Origin of the sequence: Pseudoalteromonas sp. JSTW (genome assembly GCF_013423925.1) — a bacterium.
GTDB lineage: Bacteria > Pseudomonadota > Gammaproteobacteria > Enterobacterales > Alteromonadaceae > Pseudoalteromonas > Pseudoalteromonas lipolytica.
The window spans coordinates 163,793-187,509 of record NZ_CP058973.1; the positions used below are offsets into that span (position 1 = coordinate 163,793).

At 41.6% G+C, this 23,717-nt stretch carries 20 protein-coding genes; 8 read left to right on the forward strand and 12 right to left on the reverse strand.

Annotated elements, in window-relative coordinates; all coding sequences use genetic code 11:
- Positions 1–37: 37 nt before the first annotated feature.
- Positions 38–817, reverse strand: a complete 780-nt coding sequence (locus GZH31_RS17045; protein ID WP_036972774.1) for a DUF2189 domain-containing protein — start codon at positions 815–817, stop codon at positions 38–40.
- Positions 818–961: 144 nt separating this feature from the next.
- Between GZH31_RS17045 and udp the strand changes: the two genes are divergently transcribed.
- Entirely contained in the window at positions 962–1,717 is a 756-nt protein-coding gene (gene udp / locus GZH31_RS17050) for a uridine phosphorylase (RefSeq protein ID WP_180311855.1), read from the forward strand.
- Here the strand turns inward: udp and cdd are convergent.
- Both cdd and GZH31_RS17060 read right to left on the reverse strand, forming a co-directional pair.
- On the reverse strand, positions 1,706–2,638 hold the full coding sequence (gene cdd, locus GZH31_RS17055; RefSeq protein ID WP_180311856.1) for a cytidine deaminase: 933 nt from the start codon (positions 2,636–2,638) through the stop codon (positions 1,706–1,708). The two genes, udp and cdd, sit on opposite strands and share 12 nt — an antisense overlap.
- Positions 2,639–2,793: 155 nt before the next feature.
- A complete protein-coding gene (locus tag GZH31_RS17060) occupies positions 2,794–3,111 on the reverse strand; it encodes a hypothetical protein (RefSeq protein WP_227006865.1) in 318 nt (105 codons plus the stop codon).
- 397 nt (positions 3,112–3,508) lie between these two features.
- On the opposite strand from GZH31_RS17060, the gene GZH31_RS17065 reads away from it, so the two are divergent.
- Positions 3,509–5,545 carry an ATP-binding protein gene (locus GZH31_RS17065; protein ID WP_180311857.1) on the forward strand — a complete coding sequence of 679 codons (2,037 nt, stop codon included), beginning with the start codon at positions 3,509–3,511 and terminating at the stop codon, positions 5,543–5,545.
- Here the strand turns inward: GZH31_RS17065 and ppc are convergent, their stop codons facing one another.
- A complete protein-coding gene (ppc, locus tag GZH31_RS17070; RefSeq protein WP_036972780.1) occupies positions 5,546–8,191 on the reverse strand; it encodes a phosphoenolpyruvate carboxylase in 2,646 nt (881 codons plus the stop codon).
- Positions 8,192–8,614: 423 nt separating this feature from the next.
- Here ppc and GZH31_RS17075 point away from each other — a divergent pair, with 423 nt between their 5' ends.
- A complete protein-coding gene (locus GZH31_RS17075; protein ID WP_180311858.1) occupies positions 8,615–9,361 on the forward strand; it encodes an SDR family NAD(P)-dependent oxidoreductase in 747 nt (248 codons plus the stop codon).
- 11 nt (positions 9,362–9,372) lie between these two features.
- Positions 9,373–9,981 (forward strand): flavin reductase family protein, encoded by a 609-nt coding sequence (locus tag GZH31_RS17080; protein WP_065979136.1) that lies wholly within the window; start codon positions 9,373–9,375, stop codon positions 9,979–9,981.
- Between the two features lie 4 nt (positions 9,982–9,985).
- Here GZH31_RS17080 and GZH31_RS17085 read toward each other — a convergent pair whose 3' ends face one another.
- Positions 9,986–11,065: a Xaa-Pro peptidase family protein gene (locus tag GZH31_RS17085; protein ID WP_065979135.1), complete on the reverse strand. Its 1,080-nt coding sequence runs from the start codon at positions 11,063–11,065 to the stop codon at positions 9,986–9,988.
- Between the two features lie 129 nt (positions 11,066–11,194).
- On the opposite strand from GZH31_RS17085, the gene GZH31_RS17090 reads away from it, so the two are divergent.
- The 4 genes from GZH31_RS17090 to GZH31_RS17105 all read left to right on the forward strand — a co-directional run bounded on the left by GZH31_RS17090 (position 11,195) and on the right by GZH31_RS17105 (position 15,289).
- Positions 11,195–12,415, forward strand: coding sequence for a Xaa-Pro peptidase family protein (locus GZH31_RS17090; RefSeq protein WP_075593328.1), 1,221 nt, complete (start codon positions 11,195–11,197; stop codon positions 12,413–12,415).
- Between the two features lie 161 nt (positions 12,416–12,576).
- A complete protein-coding gene (locus tag GZH31_RS17095; protein WP_036972786.1) occupies positions 12,577–13,983 on the forward strand; it encodes a YfcC family protein in 1,407 nt (468 codons plus the stop codon).
- Positions 13,984–14,466: 483 nt separating this feature from the next.
- The gene (locus tag GZH31_RS17100; protein ID WP_065979133.1) at positions 14,467–14,862 is read left to right on the forward strand and encodes a GFA family protein; all 396 of its coding nucleotides are present in this window, start codon (positions 14,467–14,469) and stop codon (positions 14,860–14,862) included.
- Positions 14,863–15,007: 145 nt separating this feature from the next.
- The gene (locus tag GZH31_RS17105; RefSeq protein ID WP_065979132.1) at positions 15,008–15,289 is read left to right on the forward strand and encodes a hypothetical protein; all 282 of its coding nucleotides are present in this window, start codon (positions 15,008–15,010) and stop codon (positions 15,287–15,289) included.
- A 154-nt stretch (positions 15,290–15,443) separates the two neighbouring features.
- Here the strand turns inward: GZH31_RS17105 and ppiC are convergent, their stop codons facing one another.
- From ppiC to GZH31_RS17140, 7 genes are all read right to left on the reverse strand, one after another.
- Positions 15,444–15,722: a peptidylprolyl isomerase PpiC gene (gene ppiC / locus GZH31_RS17110; protein ID WP_065979131.1), complete on the reverse strand. Its 279-nt coding sequence runs from the start codon at positions 15,720–15,722 to the stop codon at positions 15,444–15,446.
- A 63-nt stretch (positions 15,723–15,785) separates the two neighbouring features.
- Positions 15,786–16,364 (reverse strand): lysoplasmalogenase, encoded by a 579-nt coding sequence (locus GZH31_RS17115; protein WP_162898069.1) that lies wholly within the window; start codon positions 16,362–16,364, stop codon positions 15,786–15,788.
- Between the two features lie 112 nt (positions 16,365–16,476).
- Positions 16,477–16,875, reverse strand: coding sequence for a thiol-disulfide oxidoreductase DCC family protein (locus GZH31_RS17120; protein ID WP_036972792.1), 399 nt, complete (start codon positions 16,873–16,875; stop codon positions 16,477–16,479).
- Positions 16,876–16,877: 2 nt separating this feature from the next.
- The gene (locus tag GZH31_RS17125; RefSeq protein WP_036972794.1) at positions 16,878–17,900 is read right to left on the reverse strand and encodes a zinc-binding dehydrogenase; all 1,023 of its coding nucleotides are present in this window, start codon (positions 17,898–17,900) and stop codon (positions 16,878–16,880) included.
- A gap of 13 nt (positions 17,901–17,913) precedes the next feature.
- The gene (locus GZH31_RS17130) at positions 17,914–19,320 is read right to left on the reverse strand and encodes a TolC family protein (RefSeq protein ID WP_065979129.1); all 1,407 of its coding nucleotides are present in this window, start codon (positions 19,318–19,320) and stop codon (positions 17,914–17,916) included.
- Positions 19,313–22,459, reverse strand: a complete 3,147-nt coding sequence (locus GZH31_RS17135) for an efflux RND transporter permease subunit (RefSeq protein ID WP_065979128.1) — start codon at positions 22,457–22,459, stop codon at positions 19,313–19,315. The genes GZH31_RS17130 and GZH31_RS17135 overlap by 8 nt, the downstream gene beginning before the upstream one ends.
- 6 nt (positions 22,460–22,465) lie before the next feature.
- Positions 22,466–23,632: an efflux RND transporter periplasmic adaptor subunit gene (locus tag GZH31_RS17140; protein ID WP_180311859.1), complete on the reverse strand. Its 1,167-nt coding sequence runs from the start codon at positions 23,630–23,632 to the stop codon at positions 22,466–22,468.
- Between the last annotated feature and the right edge of the window lie 85 nt (positions 23,633–23,717).

A 23,717-nucleotide genomic window follows, 5' to 3' on the forward strand; every position in this document is an offset into this window, starting at 1 on the left:
CTGCACTAGATTTATATTCATGCAGAGTGAATACTCATTATTCGTAGCCTCGTGGTTTCTTAGTCTTGATCACCGCAATATACGCATGCCAGCTTGCATAGCTAAGTAAAGGCATAATGACAATAAAACCGGCCGTGCCAGTGATAAACCCGACAAATACCAAGCACAGTATTAACCCAGCCCACACAATCATTGCTGCCGCGTTTGTTTTAACGGCGTTAATAGAAGAGATGACCGCTGTCATTAAGTCCACACGACGCTCCATCATAATTTGCGGCGTAAAGGCCGAAATGGCAAACACAGTGACTAGTAAAATACCACCGACAATCGTACCTAGGGTTAAAAATGCCGATAATTGCTCAAAGCTTGGGTTCACAACGTTTGGATACAAGGCATGGATAAGTGCTGCTAATCGCATCCACACAATCATTATCACCATAAGTAAAAAAGCAAATCCCCATTCACCGGCAGGATTTCTAAACATTGATTTTAAGCTATGAAATAAAGTTGGTTTATGCCCTTTTTCAAGCTCCCAAGCAACATCATATAGGCCTGCCGCAAATGCAGGACCAATTAATGCAAAGGCAACAACAGCCGGTAAAATCACAAGATGGGTATCAAATTGATACACAAAGTACATAATCGTAGCGGGTATTAGGGTGAACACTAAACCATAAACTAAACTTAATATGGGTGCATTAGCGATATCTTTAAACGCCAAAGACAACCAGTGAAAAGGCGCCGAGGCTGATACGTGTGAACTTTCTAAGCAGCGGGCAAATTGTTGATGTTTACTCATAGAAGATGACGCAGGCATAATATATCCTCTTTTATCATTACATCTTTAGGTTTAGGTTATCTGTTCGATTCTTGCAACCTTCACCTTAAATAGGACATCTGTCCTGTACTTTACAAGCAGATGATTTAAGTATTACGCTTTAGATAAAAATAAGGTTCAAAAATGGAAAAGGTATTTCACTTAGGACTCTCACGTGACGACTTAAAAGGTGCCACTTTGGCAATCGTTCCTGGCGATCCTGACCGCTCAGCGCGTATTTCAACCTTTCTTGATAACCCTGAATGCTTAGCAAGAACCCGTGAATTTCATGTTTATCGTGGTGAACTAAATGGCCACAGCGTTGTGGTATGTTCGACTGGCATTGGTGGACCTTCGACATCAATCGCTGTAGAAGAATTAGCACAACTGGGTGTTGATACTTTTTTACGCATTGGGACAACCGGAGCCATTCAACCACATATTAACGAAGGTGACATTTTAATTAGCCAAGCGTCTGTGCGTTTAGATGGAGCAAGCCAACACTTTGCCCCGTTAAGTTACCCTGCGGTTTCTGATTTTTTTGCCACACAAGCAATGGTTAATGCCTGCGATAACTTAGCCATCAATTATCATATTGGTATTACGGCATCGAGTGATACATTTTATCCTGGGCAAGAACGCTACGATACCTATTCAGGTTATGTACCACGTGCTTTGCAAGGTAGTTGTGAAGAGTGGCAAAAACTTGGTGTCATGAATTATGAAATGGAATCGGCAACACTCTTTACTATGTGTGCTGCTTTAGGCCTCAGAGCAGCCTGTGTAGCTGGGGTATTAGTAAATAGAACTAAGCAAGAAATCCCTAATGTAGACCACGGCGAGATCGAGAAAAAGTCGGTCGCCGTCGTCATTGAAGCGGCCAAACTATTACTTAATTAAAGCCGCTGTAATGTATTCAAATGCTGGTGGGTTTTCAAAGCTTGCCAGCACTGCTTTCGCCACCTCTAATTGATTTTTCGCGTCTTCTGTCTCAAGTAAAGTGATTGACTTAACCGTCTGATCGTCAAAACTTAATCCACTAAGATAAAACTGGCTCAACGCACTTTGTAAAGGTGACAAACTGGGGCTATATGCCGCATTTTCTGCGTAACTGCCATAAAAATCACCGTCTTGATACGTACTAATTTTAACGGCGCTAAAATTCCCTGTATAAGGCACGTAGGCATTTAATGCTGTTTTAATGAGTGTTTCATCACACGCGTTACTAATACCTGAAAATTGATGCGTACTCGCTGACTGCGACATAAGACTTATTTCATTACCTAAGTCTTTAGGACCAAACGCATTAGGCAGTAAGTCATGCAAACTAAAGTGCTTTTCTGGTAGGAGTATCTCAAGCGAATCGGCTGTATCTAGCTCATTCATGAACTGGCGGCAATAACCACACGGCGCATCACTAATTGCAATTTTAATGACTGATTTTGCCCCATTTAGCCAGGCATTATTTATCGCTGACTGCTCTGCATGAACAACTAAACTTAATGCTTGATGGGTAAACTCAACATTCGCACCAAAATAGAACTGAGTTTCGCCTTGCTGATTAATACCCAGTGCAATTGCACCGACATAAAATTGCGATATAGGCGCAACAGAAAATAAACTCGCAACGGGTACACACGCTTTAAGTAACTGTGTTTCTGTGAGTTTATACTCATTACACAGAGCAATAATATCGCGCTGAAATAGAATACCGCGCTGCTGCTTTAACTGAGTAAAAAGCGCTGTTTTTTGCTCTAAAGAAAAACTAAATGACGCTAAATTTAGCGCTTCTTGGCTCAGTTCTTTACTACTTGCTGTCATAACAAATTATAATTATTAATTGGCTATACAGTGTAAAAGGTTATGCCCGTAATTACTAGACTCTAAGGCGTGCAAAGCTCAATTATGTCCCGATTTAATAGGCTAATTATCTGCAGCTTTAAAGTAGAACCGGGTGTGTCTGTCACATTTTGAGATTACTGTTCTATAAGCCAATTTTTTGCTGTTTGAAAACATTCGAAATTTTCTGCATGCACGTTATAACGCTTGGCCTTTTGCACAAACAGGTCATGCATAAACCCATCAAAACTGACCACAATTGCGATTACTGCTCGCTTTAAAGTGTTTGCAACAACGGGCATAATGGTAAATAAGTCTGCAGGCTCAAAGTTATGGGTTAACTCGGATACATCGACCAAAATTTTATCTGATCCATACAATAAAGAGTATTGATGGGCTATTTGGTAAAAATTTATCACATCCTGTGCACTTGCCATCCCTCTTAACGTCATCATTACAAGCGACGTCGATGCATCATATGTGATGCAAGTAGACACATTGGTCATAAAGTTACTCTAAAAGTCTGTGGGTAATTTTTAAATGGGCTTAATCTAGGCTGAATGAGAAAGCCGCGCTATTTTATTGATATCTACAACTGAGTCAACACCTAGCAATAAAATAGGTCAGACCAGACAAGAAAATAATAGTTTAGTGCTAGACAATAATTAAATATCTGTAGCGATTTTTCACGTTGTGTTTACTTGTTAGATACCTGTAATTTTTCCTAACCAACAATACGTTTTTTCTGATAATTCACATTACTAATAAAATATACAGTTTGTACCTGAACGAAATCGACCGTATGAACTATTCTGGTATTAATACTTTATTTTTTATCTATTGAGTTCATGCATGGCCAGAGTACTCATTACATTTTTGTTTAGTCTGCTGGTGTTTAGCTTCCCCGTTGCGGGTCAAGCTAACGTTAAAACAGCAGATGAGTTTGAAAAAATACGCAATACAATCAGGGAAAGCTACGCACACTCCCCAACCGAAGGGCTCAATTTAGTCAACTCTTTACTCGAAACAGATGACTTTTCACTCGAACAAAGAGTTATGATTACCAACTACAAAACCTGGTTTTTATTTGAAAACAATCAGTTCGAAGATGCGATGCAGTCAGTGGTAGAATACAAAAGCATGGTCTCTCGACTGAGTGAAAAGAGTTTAATGTATGGGTATTACAACCTTTCTGGTGGAATCTATTCACGACTTGGCCTTTACGAAGAAGCCCTCAACTACTATAACGATGCAATTCCCTTTGCGAGACAACGAAATCAACTTCTTGTTTATCAAGTCGAAAACAATATAGCGCTTATCTACTTAGAATTAGAACGCTTTAAAGAAGCATTAACCACATTCGAAAATTACAAACTCTACGCACAAACAAATAATCAAACACTCAACGAATCGTTTGCATCAATGAATATTGCGACCGCACTGGTTGGGCTTAAAAAATACGATGAAGCGATGGCAGTTTTAGATGCGCTACTCATTTTGCAAGAAAAGCATGACTACATCACACACCAAAGTATAAGTTTAGTCCTGAAAGGCAAAATTCTTCGACTGTTAGGTGACTTAGAAGCCTCTGAAAACGTGTTATTAAACGCCGTTGATTTAATAAAAGAGCATGATGTAAGCAGTGAATACATGAGTGCTATTTTAGCGCTTACAGCGACATATGAAGCACAAGGTAAAATTGAACACGCTATTAGTTTGATCACATCAATCGATCTCGATTCTGATAAATATACGCATTTTGAAACACAGCTAGAAGTCGCAAAATTCACGGCAAGTCTCTATGAAAAACAAGGCAATTATCAAAATGCACTGATAGCTTATAAACAGTACAACGACATACAAACGGTCGCTTTGAAACGTCAGGCAAGTGTTAATTTAACCAAAGCCTTAGCCGAAGCTGATTTAGCTGCAAAAGAAGTGAGAATTTCTGAACTCACCAAAACAGAGCAAATAAAAGCAACCAAAGCAAAAGCATTCCAAGATTTAACAATTGCCATCTCGATGTGTCTATTCTTGATTATTATCGGCTCATTTATAGCCATACGAAGTATTAACAGACAAAAACATAAACTCGCAGCCACGCTCAAACGCCTCCATGATACACAAAGCCATCTTATAGAAATCGAAAAAATAGCGTCGCTTACGTCATTAGTCTCAGGCATGGCGCATCAATTAAATACCCCGATAGGCACCATTGTGACAGCCAGCTCGCTAATAGATAAATACTTAACGGGCTTATCTGATAAGTTTGAAAACCGAAATTTAACCAGCAAGCATTTCCACGAGTTTATAAATGATACCAGCAGTGCAAAAGAGTTGGTGATCAGTAGTGTTAATCGACTCGCCAGCATTGTTGAAGAATTTAAATCGCTCAATGTCTCTATTAATCTTGATAAACCGATGTCAAATATTGTGCTTCTTGAGTATATGCACGACCGACTAGAACCGCTGAGTATCTATCTAGGAAAACATATTTATTACGAAGTGAGTGGTGATGATGTCACGATTATGTCTTACCCCTCTATTTTAGGTGATGTTTTAAAAACACTGGTGATTAACTCCTGCGAACATGGGTTTATTGACCGTGATGAAGGCAAAGTAGACATTGTAATTAAGCAGAATGCGCAGTGTGTTGATATTATCTATCAAGATAACGGTGTAGGAATTGAAGATGGAATTCTTAAAGAAATTTTCACCCCCTTTTACACATCCAATATGGGTAGCCAGCATTTGGGGCTGGGTTTAAATGTTGTTTTTAACGCAGTGCAGTACAACTTAAAAGGGAAAATATGCGCCGAGTCATCTGATCACGGCGCACGGTTTATAATTACCTTACCAATCGACGTACGATTAGTAGATGAAGAGTGATTAACCGGTATTACGCATACCCGCAGCAATCCCTGTCATGGTGATCATGAGTGCATTATCAATATCACCCGCTGAACTAGCATCTGCTTCACGCGAGCGACGTAGTAATTCGACTTGTAACAAGTTGAGAGGATCGGTGTACGGGTTACGCAAAGCAATAGACTCTTTGATCCACGGTTGATCAGCAAGTAAACTTTTTTGTGGACTCAATGATTGAACCAATTCAATTGCTTCATTAAGTTCTTGGCGTAACTTCACACCGAGCGGTTTATATTGATCTGTCACTAACGCATCATCATAGTGTGCGCTTAACCAGCTATCCGCCTTACTAAATACCATTTCTAGCATTTCTAAACGCGCACGGAAAAATGGCCATTGCAAACTCATTTCATGCAAGGTTTCAATACCGTACTTATCTAGTGCAGCTTGTAAACCTCTTAATGCGCCAAGCCAAGCCGGTAACATTAGGCGGTTTTGGCTCCATGCAAAAATCCATGGGATTGCACGCAAACTTTCTACCCCGCCATGTGGGTTTCGTTTCGCAGGGCGTGAACCCAATGGCAATTTTGAAAGCTCTTGCTCTGGCGTCGCCATTCTAAAATAGGGAACAAAGTTTTCATCATGACGAACCACATCGCGGTAATGCTCACATGACTCGGCGCTAATAAGCTGCATCACATCACGCCATTCACTCTTAGGCTCAGGAGGCGGTAACAAATTACTTTCAAGCACTGCACCAGCATAAATATTAAGACTTTGTAGCGCAACGGCAGGCAGACCAAACTTAAAGCGGATCATCTCGCCTTGTTCAGTAACACGTAGTCCCCCTTTTAATGAACCCGGTGGTTGAGAACGCAGTGCTTGCGCCGCAGGAGCCCCTCCGCGTCCCACGGTGCCACCTCGTCCATGGAACAATACCAACTCAATGCCACGTTGCTCAGCAAGTTGAACAAGTTTATCCATGGCTTCGTACTGCGCCCAGCCAGCAGCCATCATGCCCGCATCTTTCGCAGAATCTGAATAGCCAATCATGACATTTTGTTGATTTTGTATATGACCACGATACCAAGTGTTATCAAGTAGGCACTCGATAACATCTTTACCCGCATTTAAGTCATCCAACGTTTCAAATAAAGGAGCCACGGGTAATTTAAACTTACAACCACTTTCTTTTAGAAGCAATTGCACAGCTAATACATCAGACGCAGTGCGTGCCATAGAAATGATATATAAACCGAATGTGTGTGCATCTTGTGCAGCAATAACATCAAAGGTATCTAGTACTTCTTGTACATCGGGACTCGGTTTCCAATGCTTAGGAATAAGCGGTCTGCGCGAATTTAACTCAGCAAGTAAGAAAGCTTGCTTATCGTCCTCTTGCCATTGGTGATAATCGCCCAAGCCCAAATAGCGTGTTAACTCAGAAAACACATCACTGTGGCGCGACGAATCTTGACGTACATCTAGCTTAGCTAGGCGTAAACCAAAGCTATTTATGCGTCGTAACACATCAAGTAATAAACCGTCTGCAACCACTCGCATGTTGGTTTTAATTAACGAGCGATAACACACTTCAATGGGATGTTTTATTTGTGCTATGTCGGTAATTAAATCCTCAGAATCTGTACGTTTACGCTTAATTTTTGCACCAAGGTGCGTAACTGTTTCAGCAATCTGATTTTTTAAGTTTTTCAGCACCGCACGGTATGGTTCGAATTCTTGACCTGCCAGCGCAATGAGCTCATCACTTGCATCTGACATTGATAGTTCGTTACTCAGGGTTTCAATATCACGAGAATATAAATCGAGAGCCATCCAACGACCGTGGTCAAGCACTTGTTGCGTCACTTCAGCGGTGACAAATGGATTTCCGTCACGGTCGCCGCCCATCCACGATGTAAACTCTATCGGGCTGTAATCAATTGGTAAGCTTAAATCGAGTTCAGATTTAACCTCATCAGTAAATTCACGCAGAAAACGTGGCACAGCATGCCATAGACTGTTTTCGATCACGGCAAAGCCCCATTTTGCTTCATCAATAGGGGTCGGGCGTGAACGTCGAATATCATCCGTATGCCATGCTTGGCTTATTAGCTGCTCTATACGGTTAAGAAGTTCTGCACGCTCTGTAGGTAGATTGTCTTTGCGCTCTAATGACGCTAAGCAATCACTTAACTCAACGTGTTTGTTAATCATAGTACGACGCGTCACCTCTGTAGGGTGCGCGGTGAGCACTAAATTAATGTGGAGTTTTGAGAGAGTTTCGGCTAAATGATTAATATCAATGTGGCCTTGATTTGCCGCAGTTGCTAACGCTTTTAATGTTTGAGTGAGAGGATTAAGTTGGCAAAAGCCAACATCATTAAAGCGTGACACAGTGTGAAATTGTTCGGCAACATTAGCAAGGTTCAAAAAATGATTAAATGAGCGTGCAACCGGTAATAGTTCTTCGTCTGTGAGAGCGTGTAGTACATCAATAAGGGCCTGTCTGTCGGCTTCATTACCACTACGTGACGATTTAGATAAAGCGCGAATTTCTTCTACTTTATCTAAAATGGCTTGTCCTTGTGCATCTTTAATCGTTTGACCCAACATTTGTCCAAGCATGCTAACATTACCGCGAAGTGCAGCGTATTGTTCACTCATTCTCATACTCCTTTCTTTTACTAAGTTGAAAGTACTTACTGCACAGTATTTTGCTAAGCAAAACGCCTACAAAATACTGATCCTTTCTATTAATATCATTGTCAGCGTCAATTTAATAGATCGAATTTTCTAACATGTTCGTAAAAAAGAATAACCAATATATAAACATAAAAGCGTAATAATTATGCAGCTTAGCCTTAACAAACCATGTTTCATACATTCAATTGGTAAAATGGACTTACCAATATTTTAGGCAAAATCCGTGTAAATAAAGGCGTGTTCAAAAAACAGTTGGTAAGGCTTTTAGATGTTGAATTATGTCTGTCTTTTTAGTTTAAGAATAAAAAACTGCCCATTCTTAAGCGACTTTTTTATGTTGAACGAGAAAAAATATTTTTTAAAAAATTTAGAATTGAGCTAAAAATGCAACTAATTATTTTATCTGGCGCAAGCAGTGATATCGCAAAAGCCTACTTCAATGAGCTACACAATGAATTAACCGATGCCATCATTGTGACTCTGAGCAGAAGTGATTTTGACAATAGTTTTAATAGCACAACTCAACATAATGTGCGCCATCAGCACTTTATCACTGATTACAGTGATGCCAGTTTAGCCGTTGTGGCAACTGAGCTTGCACGCTACGACACTCCGTTGTCGCAACTGATGATATTCAATGGCATGCTGCATAATTCGGATCATGCTCCAGAACGTAAATTATCAGACATATCGCAGGCACACTTCATCGACAGTATGAAAACGAATGCGTTATTACCGATTGCCTGCGTTAATGCTTTTGTACCTTTGCTTAACCGTAAAACCCCGAGTGTTATCTGTGCATTGAGTGCCCGTGTCGGCAGCATTTCTGATAATAAACTGGGTGGCTGGTACAGTTATCGTGCCTCAAAGGCTGCACTTAACATGCTGTTTAAATCGGCTGCGATTGAGATCAAACGTCGTTTTCAACATAACCACTGTGTGCTCTTTCATCCTGGCACAACAGACACACCTTTATCTAAACCTTTTCAAGCCAATGTCCCAGCAGATAAGCTTTTTACACCAGAATTTGTTGCTAAGCAGCTATATAAGTTTGTTGCAGATACTCATTTTTTATCTCAGTTAGATAATCCTGCTTACATTGATTGGCAGGGAAAAACCATTGATTGGTAACAAGGAAAATTATGTACTTTTCAAAAAACACCATTGAAAATTTAGACAGTCGATACCGAGCCCATTTCATTAATAGTTTATCGGGGTTCAAAAGTGCTAATTTAATTGGCACACAAGATAATCAAGGGCATACAAATTTAGCCATTGTCAGCTCAGTGTTTCATTTAGGCGCACACCCGCCGTTGGTAGGCATGATAATCCGTCCACATTCTGTGCCTAGACATACATTAGAAAACATTTTAGAGACGGGGTTTTATACGATTAACCACGTTAATAAAACAATTTATCAACAGGCACACCAAACATCTGCACGCTATGATAAAGCGGAATCTGAGTTTATTGCGACGGGTTTAGAAGCAGAATATCTCGCTGACTTCAAAGCCCCTTACGTGAAAGACAGCCGGCTTAAATATGGCGTTGAGTTAAAAGAGCACCACCACCTTGAAATCAATGGCACCGAACTCATTATTGGTGAAATTACTGCTATTCACCTTGATGAACACAGTATAGACAACGATGGGTTTGTCGATATCGAATCGTTAGAGACCGTCGCAGTAAGCGGGCTCGACAGTTATCACACGACTGAACGACTTGCCCGCTTAGCGTACGCTAAAAAATAGTGGCTTAGATAATAAATGGCTTAGGTGCGTGCGTTAATACTTCGTATCCTGTGTCAGTAACGACGATATCGTCTTCTAAACGCACCCCACCATAACCTGGTATATAGATGCCAGGTTCTATGGTTATCACATTACCAACCTCAAGGGTGTAATCAGTCAAGGTATTAATAAAAGGCACTTCATGTAAGAAAAGCCCTAGCCCATGCCCGAGTCCTTTACCTGCATACTCTCCATATCCTGCATCATCTAATACTTGCTGTGATGCCGCATTTAACGCCAAACAGTTGATACCGGGCTTAACAAGCGCAAGTGATGCTTGTTGCGCCTCTTCGACAGCTTTGTAAATCGATATTTGTTTATCTGATGCCTCACCTAGTATATAGCTTCGTGTCATATCGGAGCGGTATCCGTTCACCACAGCCCCAAAATCAAGGGTGATAAAGTCGCCGTGTTTTAACACCTGTGAAGACGGATTACCATGCGGCAGCGCTGTTCGTTCAGCAAATAGCATAATAGTGGCAAAAGACATGCCTTCGGATCCTAGCTTCTGCATTCGGTATTCAAGTTCTAAGGCTAAATCACGCTCAGTAACCCCTTCTTTGAAGTAAGGTAAAGTCTCTGCCAAAGCCTGATCCGCGATTGCTGCAGCCGCTTTAATCTGCTCAACTTCCCAAGCATCTTTAACACGTCTTTGCTGTTCTATAAGACCAGTAACCGGGGCTAAGGTGTGATTACTTAGCGCTTTTTCTACATCTTGCCATACTGCTACTGTGATATAACTTGCATCAAAAGCAACATGACTTTTAGCAGCTAAATGACGGTTGATGCAGTCACCAAGACTTTCAGTATCACGGTCGCGGCACACCACATCAAACCCCGAAGTCTCTGCAATAGCACGCTGATGGTAGCGATAATCGGTTATCAGTATACAGTCGTTCTTTGTGATCAATGCGTAGGCGGCATTGCCACTAAAACCACTTAAGTAACGAATATTTTCATGACCAAGAACTAACATGGCGCTATAGCCTTGCTGTTCGAGTCGGGCTTTAAATTCAGCTTGTCTTTGTAGGTAGTTTGCTTGCATCATCACTCCTTATTTTTTGCGCATGCTAGCAGCATTCGATTTAAAAACGAATTAGATGCGATTAGTCGCAGTGAATTTGCATCCCGTTACACACTCAGGTCACAATGTGAAAAAACCAAGGAGTAAACAATGACAACATATGGCATCGGTATTCAGTCACCAGAGCAAGCTCTGGCTTCTTTATCAGATATGACAACAGATTTAACCCCGATACAAAGTAATGAATTTTTAGCCCGTATCAGCGCAGCGCAAGCCTATATGCAAGCCAATAATATAGACGCAATTTATCTGAATGCAGGAACCAACCTTGCTTATTTTACTGGAATGCGTTGGTATGCAAGTGAACGTTTAGTTGGCGCTATTTTACCTGCGAAAGGCAATGTTGAATACATCGCCCCTTATTTTGAAATTGGTAGTTTAAATGATTTTATGGTGATTGACGGTCCAATACGCGGCTGGCAAGAACATGAAAACCCGTATCAATTGTGTGTTGATGTACTGTGTGAAATGGGTATCGATAAAAATGCTACGATTGGTATAGATGAAAGCGCGCAATTCTTTATTTATGATGGGATAAATAAAGCCAACAGCCATTACAACATCATTAATGCCCAATGTGTTACAGCGCATTGCCGTATGCATAAATCAGCGAATGAGCTTGCTCTTATGCAACGTGCTATGGATATGACTCTTGAAGTTCATAAAGCCACTGCAAGTATGCTCTACGAAGGGATAACAACCACCGAAGTCGAAGCCTTTATTAAAAAAGCACACCAAAAAGTAGGCGCACCAGGAAACTATTTCTGCATTGTATTATTTGGTGTAGCGTCGTCTTTCCCGCATGGTGTAAAGAACCCACAAACCCTTAAAAAAGGGGATGTGGTGTTGATTGATACAGGTTGTAAAGTACATGATTACTTATCTGATATTACACGTACTTATGTCTTTGGAGATGCAACTGTACGCCAACGTGAGTTCTGGCAACATGAAAAAAATGCACAATTAGCTGCATTCAACGCCGCTAAAATTGGTGCTAGTTGCGGCTCGGTTGATGATGCTGCACGGCAATATCTCGCAGCTAATGGTATGGGCCCAGACTATCAAACACCGGGATGTCCTCACAGAACAGGTCATGGCATTGGTTTAGATATTCATGAATGGCCTTATTTAGTTGGGGGTAATACAACTAAACTTGCTAAGGGTATGTGCTTTAGTAACGAGCCAATGATTGTTGTTCCTGACGAATTTGGTATTCGATTAGAAGATCACTTTTACATGACAGAATCGGGCCCATGTTGGTTTACAGAACCGGCACACAGCATTGATGACCCGTTTGGCTTAGGTAAATAAGTTTTATTCAGGCCACTGTATTGTGGCCTGCCTCTTTCCCTGTCTTTATGCGCTTCACATATTACATTAGTTCACAATACGCTTACTTTTCGGTCACCTTTTTTGTCTAAGCCATGGTATTATTTCAAGAATTTTACCTATAAAAATATTATGGAGAATAAATGGGTTTGCATTTTAAAGTTCCCCACACGCTAATTTTACTACTCAGTATGATGGTCATTGCTTTAATCGCAACATGGCTCGTACCACAGGGTTTCTTCAGCACAACACTCAGTGACTCAGGCCGAGAAATGGTCGTTGCGGGTACTTATCAAACAGTATCAGAACGTCACTATTTAACTCCTTGGGATTTATTACAAGCAATTCCTCGCGCTTTTGCAGCGGCACAAGATGTAATTTTCTTTGTATTAATCGTCGGGGGTGTATTAGCCATAGCGCGCGCAACAGGTACTGTTGATGCACTAATCGGTCGCTTACTTGAGCGCCACGGTGAAAAACCACAGCGTTTAATATTTATGGTGGTATTTTGCTTTGCACTTGCATCGAGCAGTATTGGTACTGCAGGTGAGTACATCCCGTTTGTTATTATTTTAGTTGCGCTTTGTAAAGCAATGCGCCTCGATGCGATGACCGCAGTCGGTATGATAGTCGCAGGCTATGGTATTGGGTATGGTGTATCGGCATTTAACCCCTTCACCGTATTAATAGCGCAACAAATTGCAGGTATTCCTGTTTACTCTGGCCTATGGTTACGTTTAGCCATCTTCATTCCATTTGTTCTTATCGGTTTTCATCATGTTTGGAAATACACCAAAATGGTGGCCAATGATCCGTCTAAGTCGATGATGATAGGTGTACCTTGCCCGCTTGAAAATCAAACGGCTGCAAGTTACCCAACACTTGCTCTTCGCCATAAACTTATTTTAGGCAGCTTTATTATTACCCTTGCGATTGCTGTTTGGGGTATCGCATCAAAAGGATGGTATTTATATGAGCTAGGTGGTGTTTTTATCGCATGGGGTGTCGTTGTAGCCATTTTAGGCAAGTTATCTGCTGATGAAGCGGCCAATAAATTTATTGAGGGGGTGTCAGACCTAGTAACAACCGCAATTTTGATTGGTGTTGCAAGGGGTATTGCGCTGATTTTAGAGGATGGTCAGATTCTGCATAGTTTAGTGCATGGCATGTCGTTACCGTTGTCTTATGTATCTGCCGAAATATCAGCGATTGGCATGTTAGTGATTCAAACTGTATTAAATACATTTATTCCATCAGGTTCTGGTCAAGCTTATGTCACGATGCCACTAATGGCACCACTAGGAGATTTAGTCGGTGTGCCACGTCAAGTTGCAGTACTTGCTTACCAATTTGGTGATGGGTTCTCAAATATGATCATTCCTACCAATGCCGTACTTATGGGTATTTTAGGTATGGCTGGCGTACCCTACGGCCATTGGTTTAGATTCTGTTTACCACTGCTTATCAAACTAATGGCTGCCGCATCAATAGTACTGGTAATCGCAGTTATGTTTGGTTATGGGCTAGATGTGCAACCCACACTAAATTAAGCTAGTTGATATTAAAAAAGCGCCCTAGGCGCTTTTTTTACATGTTTTGAGTTCTTTGTAACAACACATTTTTGGATAAAATGGAGTTGGAGTCAAAGGACAAGCCTGTGCCAAAACCTGACCATAAGCCGCAACTCGCTTCTGCCCCAAGACGTGTTTAGGAGAATTTCTAAAAATAGTGAACTTCGGCCGTTCACAATTGCTTTTCTATTTCGTCAAGGTATATTGCTTGCATAGTCAGGAAAGCAACACAATCGCTCGTTTTTGTCCTGAGGCAAAAGCTAGGACTACTGCATTTTAGTAGTAATGGCAATTAGTTAAGAAGTTTGTTACAAATGAGTCATTCAGAAAAGCGAGCGACGCAGTGGTAGAAAAACGCGCGATTCGCTCGCTATAAACATGTTATGCATAATTTAACCTGTACATATATACAGCTAGTGCTATTATCTTGTTAAACAAACTGCGTTTATAAAAGGGATCAAGATGATTAAAGGAAGCTGCTGTTGTAACTCGGTTCAATTCGAATTAGTTGAAAAGCCAAGTATGATGGGTATGTGCCATTGTAGTCGTTGTCGTAAAGTTGGTGCGAGTTCATTAGTTTTTGTTAAGTCTGATAAGTTTAAGATAACTACAGGTCGAGATAAAATAGCTACGTTTAAAGCTCAGCCGCCATATGAATACGACAGATGTTTTTGTTCAGTTTGTGGGACTTCTCTTGGTGAGGTTCTATCTGAAATGGATTCGTTTCCAATCAATGCTAATTGCTTAGATACTGAGTTTGAAATAGAAAATCAATTTCATGAGTTTGTTTCGGAAAAGCCACATTGGTTTAAAATTGGAGACCGCGCAAAACAATTTCCTAAACATCCACACGAATAGGAGAAAATATGCATAACAAAGCGTTTAAGAGGGATTCACAACGCTTGGCATTTTTAGTTTGAATCGGTTTAAGTGATTACGACACAATGGCTTAGGTTAGGTGGTTGGCGTTGTTCACCCCTTAACGAGGCGTTATGTGTAAATTATGACCATAGAAACATTCAACCATATTGAAGCTGGCTTATGGTTCAGTATTGGCTTAGGGATGCTAATTACTGCTGTCATTAGGCGCAGAGATAATCGTTGGCTAACGCTTTTGCTGGTAGCTACGGTTGCATTCACTCTATTTGGCGTATCAGACATAATCGAAGCTGAGACAGGAGCATGGTGGAAACCGTTGGAACTATTGGCTCTTAAAGCCACCTGTGTTTTAACTTTTATATGGTGCTATCTCAAAGGGAAAAAATTAAGTGCCCAAAACACATAATAAGCGCCATTTAAACGCCGCTGCGCGGCTCATTTCGCAACACGCTGATCGCGTTTGTGGCGGCCGTTACCACCGTCCGCTTCTGGCACAGAACCGCCCGTCGACTAAAACTCATTTCTGTCCAATAATGATTTAAATGCTAAGGCTTTAAACTTTAGGTTCTGTATAGCACTTTAATTACATGCCAACCAAAGCGGGTTTTCACTAAATGCGGTTCAAGGATCTCGCCGCTAAATGCAATTTTGTCAAACTGCGGTACCATTTGCCCGCGTCTAAATTCGCCTAAATCCCCGCCTTTTTTACCTGACGGACACGTTGAATATTTTTTAGCGAGGGTCTGGAACTTAGCCCCTTTTTTAAGTTGCTTAATGATATCTTCAGCTTGCTCTTTATGTTTAACTAAAATATGCAATGCATGTGCTGTATTGGCCATGGGGTATCTCGAAAATTAAAACGCAGATATTTTATCACGACAAACTAAACTGAGCCACTGCGGCTATTTCTGTTTGCTTATTGCCGGTAAGAACCCTTTAATCAAACAAAATTGCGCTAAATAATAACTACACATGATTGCGATATCTGCATGCACAATTTCAAAATAAAAACGATTAAGGCCAAGAATAGAGTCTGATACAACAAACACTGCCCCACCTAAGACTAAAAAACCGTTCGATTTATCCGTCATCCAAGTAAGGCTTGCCATTATGGTGAGCACCAACATATAAAAAAGCACGGGAATGAGTATGTCATTCAGGTTTGGATAGAATAAGCAAAAAACGATGATTGCAAAAAAGAGATAAAGTAATACGACTTCTATTCGCCAGTGTTTAATTGGTAACATGGTAATGATATAAAAAGCGTGACTTACAAAGAATGCCGCTAAACCGCCTATAAAAAGCTGCCCTGTATCAAGGGCTAGTAGCACATCACCTAGTGTCGAAAAGCTAAGTGCTAATAATAGCGTGATCAAAATGCGATTTTGTATCTGATTGCGTGCTTTTAACACCATCACAATCAACACACCGATAGGCAATGCTTTAAATACCGCCATAGAGGGTTGAGATAATGCAGGCATAAATAGCAGTAAAGCAATGTAAAACGTGCAAAGGATTAGAAAGAGAATGTTCATATTCTTATTATTTTTGTTTGTTCCCAATAATGAGAATAGCAAGCTTTACTTTAAATGTTTATAAAAAATGCTGCTTTTGTTTTTCGCTCAGTAACTTACACTGAGTTTGTTTACCAAAAATACGATAGCGATTACGACCTACCCAATCATAAATATGATCGCGAAAGCCCTTTGGGAGCAGATAAAACACTTTAGCAATTGAGAATGGAAACCCTAATTCATTTGCGATAAATAACACAGCATCACTTTGTTTATATAGCTGGTTTTTATCAATCACTAACATTGAGGAAAGAGGATCTTTAACTTCATGCGCTTTTAATAAACGCTCACCTTTATCGCTTTGCATTGGGCATAACTTAAAGGTTATCTGTTTATCAAAGCGAAGAATAAAACGTACACAAAAATGGCACAGATTACACTGACCATCAAACAAAATGACTGGGCAGTGAGTATGCAAGTTTAACCGCTTACTTGCACAACTTGTTTCCCAGTGAAGCCACCAGCAAGTTGTTTATTCAGTGCATCAGAAACCGCTTGGGCACTAAAGTCAACGGCATGGATTTGTGGCAGTTTTATCTCACCACGCGCTGCATTATCGAGTAATAAATTGCCCATAAAACTTAACTTTTGCTGTGCACATAAGCTATTAGCAAGCCAAGCCCCACCAAGCGACACAATACCAATATTAGGTGCGCGTCTGAACATCAGTTCTTGTTCGAATTTCGGGAGTTCGTTTAAGCATGCAATATGGCCACAAAAGCGCATTAGTTCAACGTTACGAATGGTAGTATCACCACCAATACAATCAAGAACAGCATCAAAGCCTTGCGGCCCTAGTTCACGACGAATTTTATCTTCAAGTTTAGGGTCTTTATAATCAAACACGACATCTGCACCTAATTGCTTAAGTAACTTATGATTGTGTTTGCTGGCGGTGGTAAACACCGTTGCACCACGTTGCTTAGCAAATTGAATAGCAAATTGGCCAACTCCGCCAGCACCAGCATCAATAAACAGTGAATCCCCTTCGCTCAGCTGCAACTTATCAAGGGCAATTAATGCCGTCATACCTGAACAAGGTAAGGTTGCAGCGTCTGCAGGTGATACGTTATCTGGCACAACCGATACAGCATAGTTTGGCACCGTTGTGTATTCAGATAACACACCTTGGTCGCCAAGACTGGCGTGCCATACAACGCGTGCACCAACACCAGGGAATACACCTTTATTTGCCTGAACAACCACCCCAACAGCATCATGGCCTAATACATGCGGGTAATGCCATTTACAAAAACCTTGTTTTGCAAAATTAGCATCAACATGGTTTAAGCCCACATATTCAACTTTAATCAAAAGTTCGTTCCCTTCAGGACTCGGTACTGGCACAGAAAGCTCAGATAACGTAATAGCGTCATTGGGCTCAACCACTGCTAGCGCGCGCATTGTTGACGGAAGATCTGTAGTTTGTTGAATATGTGACATTTAATACTCTGGGTTAAAGATTGTTAAGTTCAAAGCTCCAACGACCGTTAAACACGTTATATGCGCTTACCTTGGCCTGGACAGATGCAATAGTTGAATCAACAGCATTTTCTTGCGCTATTAAAACATCCTGTCTCGCATCTAACAACTCTAAGTAAGGAATTTGTCCTTCTTCATACATAGCGTGAGCTTGTTCAAATGCTTTATTCGCATAATTAAAACGCTGATTAGCAAAATCAAGTTGTTGCTGTTGTTTGACTAAGCGTTGCAAGGTAAGTTCACTTTCGCTTATCGCTTTTAGTACTTTACTTTGATAGTCGCTGTAAGCCGCTTCGCTTAAAAATTGCTGTGCGTCTCGTTGAGCCAATAATGCAGGATAGCTGAGTAATGACCATTCAACTTTTGGCGTCACTTGCCATTGTTGCACGGTATCGTCTAAACCATTACTGGTTAAACTCACCACACCTGCAAACCCTGCTAGGCTAATATCAGGCAGAAGCGCTTTAGAGGCTGCCACACTGAGTGAATAAGCTTGACTGAACTGATACAAGGCACTGGTAATATCCGGTCTGAGTGCCATTGCTTCACTCGCTTTATAAAACGACACGCTAAAATCGCGGCTCAATAATTCAGACTCTTCAATCAGCGTTATGTCGCTTGCAAGTCGGCCAGTTAGCACCGCAAGGGTTGCTAAGTCGCGATATTGCAAGTAACTAAGCTCAGGAATAAGCGCTTGTTGCTGCTTTAACTGAGCAAGGGTACGATTAAGGTCCAACTCATTGGCAACGCCCTCTTCAACTCTTGCTCTCAGCACATCAATACTTTGCTCTAACGCCTCGATTTGCATCTCAATAATCGCTTGTTTTTGCACATTACCTTGATAGCTTACATAGCCTTGCACTACCGCTGAAACCACTTCAACCTGCAATGCCCTTAACTGCTCGGCTTGATTTAGTGCGCCAGCATTCGCAGCATCCACTAAAGCTGTAATTCGACCAAATAAGTCAAGCTGCCAATTTACATTAACACCCGCGTTTGATTGGCGCGTAATAGCGCCATCTAAGCTACTGCGTTGTGCGATTACGCTTAAGCTGCCCTGCGGATAATAATCCGCACGGGCTGCACCTAAACGAGCTATGGCTGCATCAAGTTGAAGTTGGCTGGTTTTTAAGTCGTGATTCATTGCTAATGCATCAGTCACTAAATTGTCTAACTGCGCTGAATCTAAACGACGCCACCAGTTATTCTCGCTCGCACCTTCGTTTTGTGCACCAATTTGTGTATCACTGACAAATTGTGTCAGGCTAACTTGCTGCTCTTGTATGTCTACGCTTTGTGCGCAGCCTGCCAATACACCGGCTAACAGCATTGCACTTACAAGTTTGCCTTTTTTAATGATTACATCAAAAGGCTTATGCATCGTGTTGCTCCTTCTGCGATTTTTTCGTTACTAACATATAAAACACCGGGGTAAACAATAAGCCAAACACGGTTACACCAATCATGCCTGAGAATACCGCGTTCCCCATAGCGTGACGCATCTCAGCACCTGCACCAGTGGCAAGAACAAGAGGTACAACACCTGCCGTAAAAGCAATTGATGTCATTAGAATTGGGCGAAGTCGTAAGCGACACGCTTTAATAATGGCTTCAAGATGAGACATTCCCGTTTTATGCTGATCTCGTGCAAACTCAACCATTAAAATGGCGTTTTTACTTGCTAGCGCAACCAGTACGATTAGTGCGATTTGTGTGAAGATATTGTTGTCATCACCCACAAACCACACACCTAACAAGGCCGAGAAAATAGTCATAGGCACAATCAGAATAATAGCAAGTGGTAATCTCAAGCTCTCGTATTGCGCCGCAAGTACCATGAACACAAGCAATACAACAAGTGGGAAAACATACACCATGGTGTTACCCGCTAATATTTGCTGATAGGTTACTTCTGTCCATTCAAACTCAATCCCATTGGGGAGTGTGTCTGCAAGGATTGCTTCAATAGCTTGCTGTGCTTGGCCTGAGCTATAACCTGGTGCTGGGCTACCATTTAGTTCAGCTGTAGGATAACCGTTATAGTGCATCACACGATCTGGGCCTGTTGTTGGTGTGACCGTTAATACAGAACCTAATGGCACCATCTCACCCATACGGTTACGTACTTTTAGATTCAAAATTTGCTCTGGATCTTGACGGTAATCAGCATCAGCTTGCGCATTTACCTGATAAGTACGACCAAACAAGTTAAAGTCATTCACATACACAGAACCTAAATAGACTTGTAAGGCATTAAATACTTCATCAAGAGGAATGCCTTGAATAAGCGCTTGCTCTCGGTCAATGTCGATATCCATTTGTGGCACTTGAATTCTAAAGCTAGAGTAAAGTCCCATTAATGCAGGGTCTTGCTGCGCTTTAGTAATGGTTGCTTGTAAACTGTTAAAGAGTGCTTCAAAGCCTTTGTTAGCACGGTCTTCAATTTGCAGTTTAAAGCCGCCAGTAGTCCCTAAACCTTGAATTGGCGGTGGCGGGAACACCGCGACAAACGCTTCATCAATAGCGGCAAATTTTTGATTTAACTGCGCCGCTATCGCCATTGCAGACATACTCGGGTCTTGACGCTCTTCAAAAGGTGCAAGCGGAGTAAACACAATGCCGCTATTTGGGCTATTGGTGAAACCATTTACAGATAAACCAGGAAACGACACAGTGTTTGCAACACCGGGGACTTGTAGTGCAATTTTTTCCATTTCTTGCACGACTTCTTGGGTTCTGTCTAAGCTTGCCGCATCAGGTAACTGTGCAACAGCCACTAAATATTGCTTGTCTTGCTGTGGAATAAAGCCACCCGGAACAGCATCAAACAATTTAACGGTGCCACCAACAAGCGCAACATAAGCAACTAATACAATCACACTCATACGAATAAGCTTTTGCACGAGTTTTTCGTAGCCATTGGCGCCTTTATCAAACACGCGGTTAAAGGGTTTAAATAGCCAGTTGCCAAATAGGCGGTTTAATAACTTAGTTAAACGGTCTGGTTTTGCATCATGGCCTTTTAATAATAACGCCGATAACGCAGGCGATAATGTTAACGAGTTAAATGCTGAGATAACCGTTGAAATAGTAATAGTGAGTGCAAATTGCTTATAAAACTGACCCGATAAACCAGTAATAAAAGCCGTAGGAATAAATACCGCGCACAATACTAACGCAATAGCGATAATTGGCCCGGTTACTTCTGTCATCGCAACACGAGTTGCTTCTAGTGGTGATAAGCCCTGTTCGATATTTCGTTCAACGTTTTCAACCACAACAATGGCATCATCGACAACAATACCAATTGCGAGTACGAGCCCAAATAACGATAAGGTATTAATAGATACGCCTAACCATTGCATTACCGCAAACGTACCAATCAAAGATACTGGCACAGCAATCAGTGGGATAACCGATGCACGCCATGTTTGTAAAAACACCACCACAACAATAACAACTAACGCGATTGCTTCTAAAAGCGTTTTAATTACAGCATCAATCGAGCCGCGTACGAAAATAGTGGGGTCATAAACAATGTCGTATTCTACTCCTGATGGAAAGTCTTTAGCTAACACCTTCATGGTTTCGCGCACTTGATCAGAAAGCTCAATCGCATTAGAACCCGGGCGTTGGAATACGGGCATAGCAAGGGCTGGTTGACCATCTAGCATCGCTCTTAGTGCATACGTGTCTTGGCCAAGCTCAAGGCGTGCAACATCACTTAGGCGTGTAAGCTGACCTTGTTCACCGACTTTAATGATCACATTTTCAAATTCTTCTTGTGAGCTTAAGCGCCCTTTTACATTCATTAGAATTTGGAATTGGTTACTTTTCGACGTAGGTTGTGCACCCAAGCTACCCGCAGCAACCTGTTGGTTTTGCGCACGCAATGCATTTACTACGTCCATGGCTGTTAAATCGCGTGCCGATAGCGCATCTGGATTTAGCCAAACGCGCATCGAGTATTGGCCACCACCGAACATACGTACGTCACCCACTCCCGGAAGACGTGCAATTTGGTCTTTGATATACAAGTCAGCATAGTTCGCTAAGTAGGTCGTATCGTGCGTTTTTTCAGGTGAGTATAAATGCACCACCATGGTTAAATCGGGTGATGATTTTTCGGCTACGACACCTAAACGCTGAACTTCTTGTGGTAAGCGCGGTAGTGCACTATTTACACGATTTTGCACTTGTACTTGTGCACGGTCTAAATCAGTACCTAACGCAAACGTTACCGTTAGTGTCATGCGGCCATCACTGGTTGCTTGCGAAAACATATACAACATGTTTTCGGTACCATTGATTTCTTGCTCAAGCGGAGTCGCTACTGTTTCAGCAATCACCGTTGGGTTTGCACCTGGGTAACTTGCCGTCACAACAACTGTTGGCGGCACCACTTCTGGATACTCACTCACTGGCAATTGAAATAACGAGATGGCCCCTGCGATAAGAAAGATAAGCGACAGCATCGCAGCAAAGATGGGTCGCTGAATAAAAAAGTGTGAAAATTTCATTTTGCCCTACTTTTTCGCGACTAAATCTGATTGATTATTTGAAAGAGTGAATGCTATTCCGTCGCTGTTAATGGTGACGGTGTTTGGTGAGATAGGCATACCAGGACCTACACGAGCAGGGCCATTGACGGCTATCACATCACTTTCATTTAAGCCTGATGTAATCGCGCGTAGGCTGCCGTAACGCTCGCCCACCGTCACTAATTTATATTCAAGAACATTGCCTTCACCCACAGTGAGTACAAAACGGTTCTTTAAATCTGTACCAATTGCACGCTCTGGCACGATGACTTTTTCGCTTACTTTATTGGCTGCAAGCTTAATACGAGCAAATGACCCCGCACGCAGTTGTTGCTCATCGTTTTCAAACACGGCACGAACGCGAAGAGTACCGGTAGTTTCGTTAATTTGATTATCAATAAAATTGATTTTGCCATTAAAGTTAAAGCTCGTTTCGCCCACTTTTTGCATCACGACCGCTTGTTCGCTTTGCGCTGTAACATCAGCAAATGACTGATTCCACGTGCGCTCATCAATATCAAAGTAAGCATACATTTGCTGGTTTGAAACAATGCGTGTTAACACGCTTTGACCGGCAAGTACGTTGTTGCCTTTGGTGATATTTGCTCGCGATACTACGCCATTAATGGGTGAACGAACTTGGGTAAATGCTAAATCAAGCTTAGCTGCACTCAGTTCTGCCTGAAGAGCTAACAATTGCGCTTCGCGTTGTCTAAGGGTTGATTTACGAGACTCTGCTTGCTCAATTGAAATAGCTTTACGTTCTGTTAAGCGCTCAGCTCGTTTTGCTTCACTTTTAGCTTGCTCAAGTGCTGCCTTGGCGCTTTCAATTTGCGCTTTTAAGCTATCAACCACCGCAGCAAAAGGGCGTGCATCAAGCGTGAAAAGCAAATCGCCTTCTTTAACGCTGTCACCTTCTTTAAAGTTAATTTTATCGATCACACCCGAAACACGTGGCATGAGCGCAACTTCTTGCGGTGCTTCTAAACGTGTTGTATAGGTGTGCCAATTTTGTACTGGCTTAACGAGTACTTGTGCTACATCAATAGGTTGTAAATGCTGTTGCTGCGCTGCTTGGTTGGCTTCTGTGCCACACCCTGCAAGCGTTAAGCTCGCAATGGCCACTGCCACTGCAAGAATAGATTTGTTCATCACGACTCTCCTGTTTATAGATTGGAGACAATGTTACGGCACTAATTAGATGACAAAAATGATAGATTTCTAAATTCTTTAATGC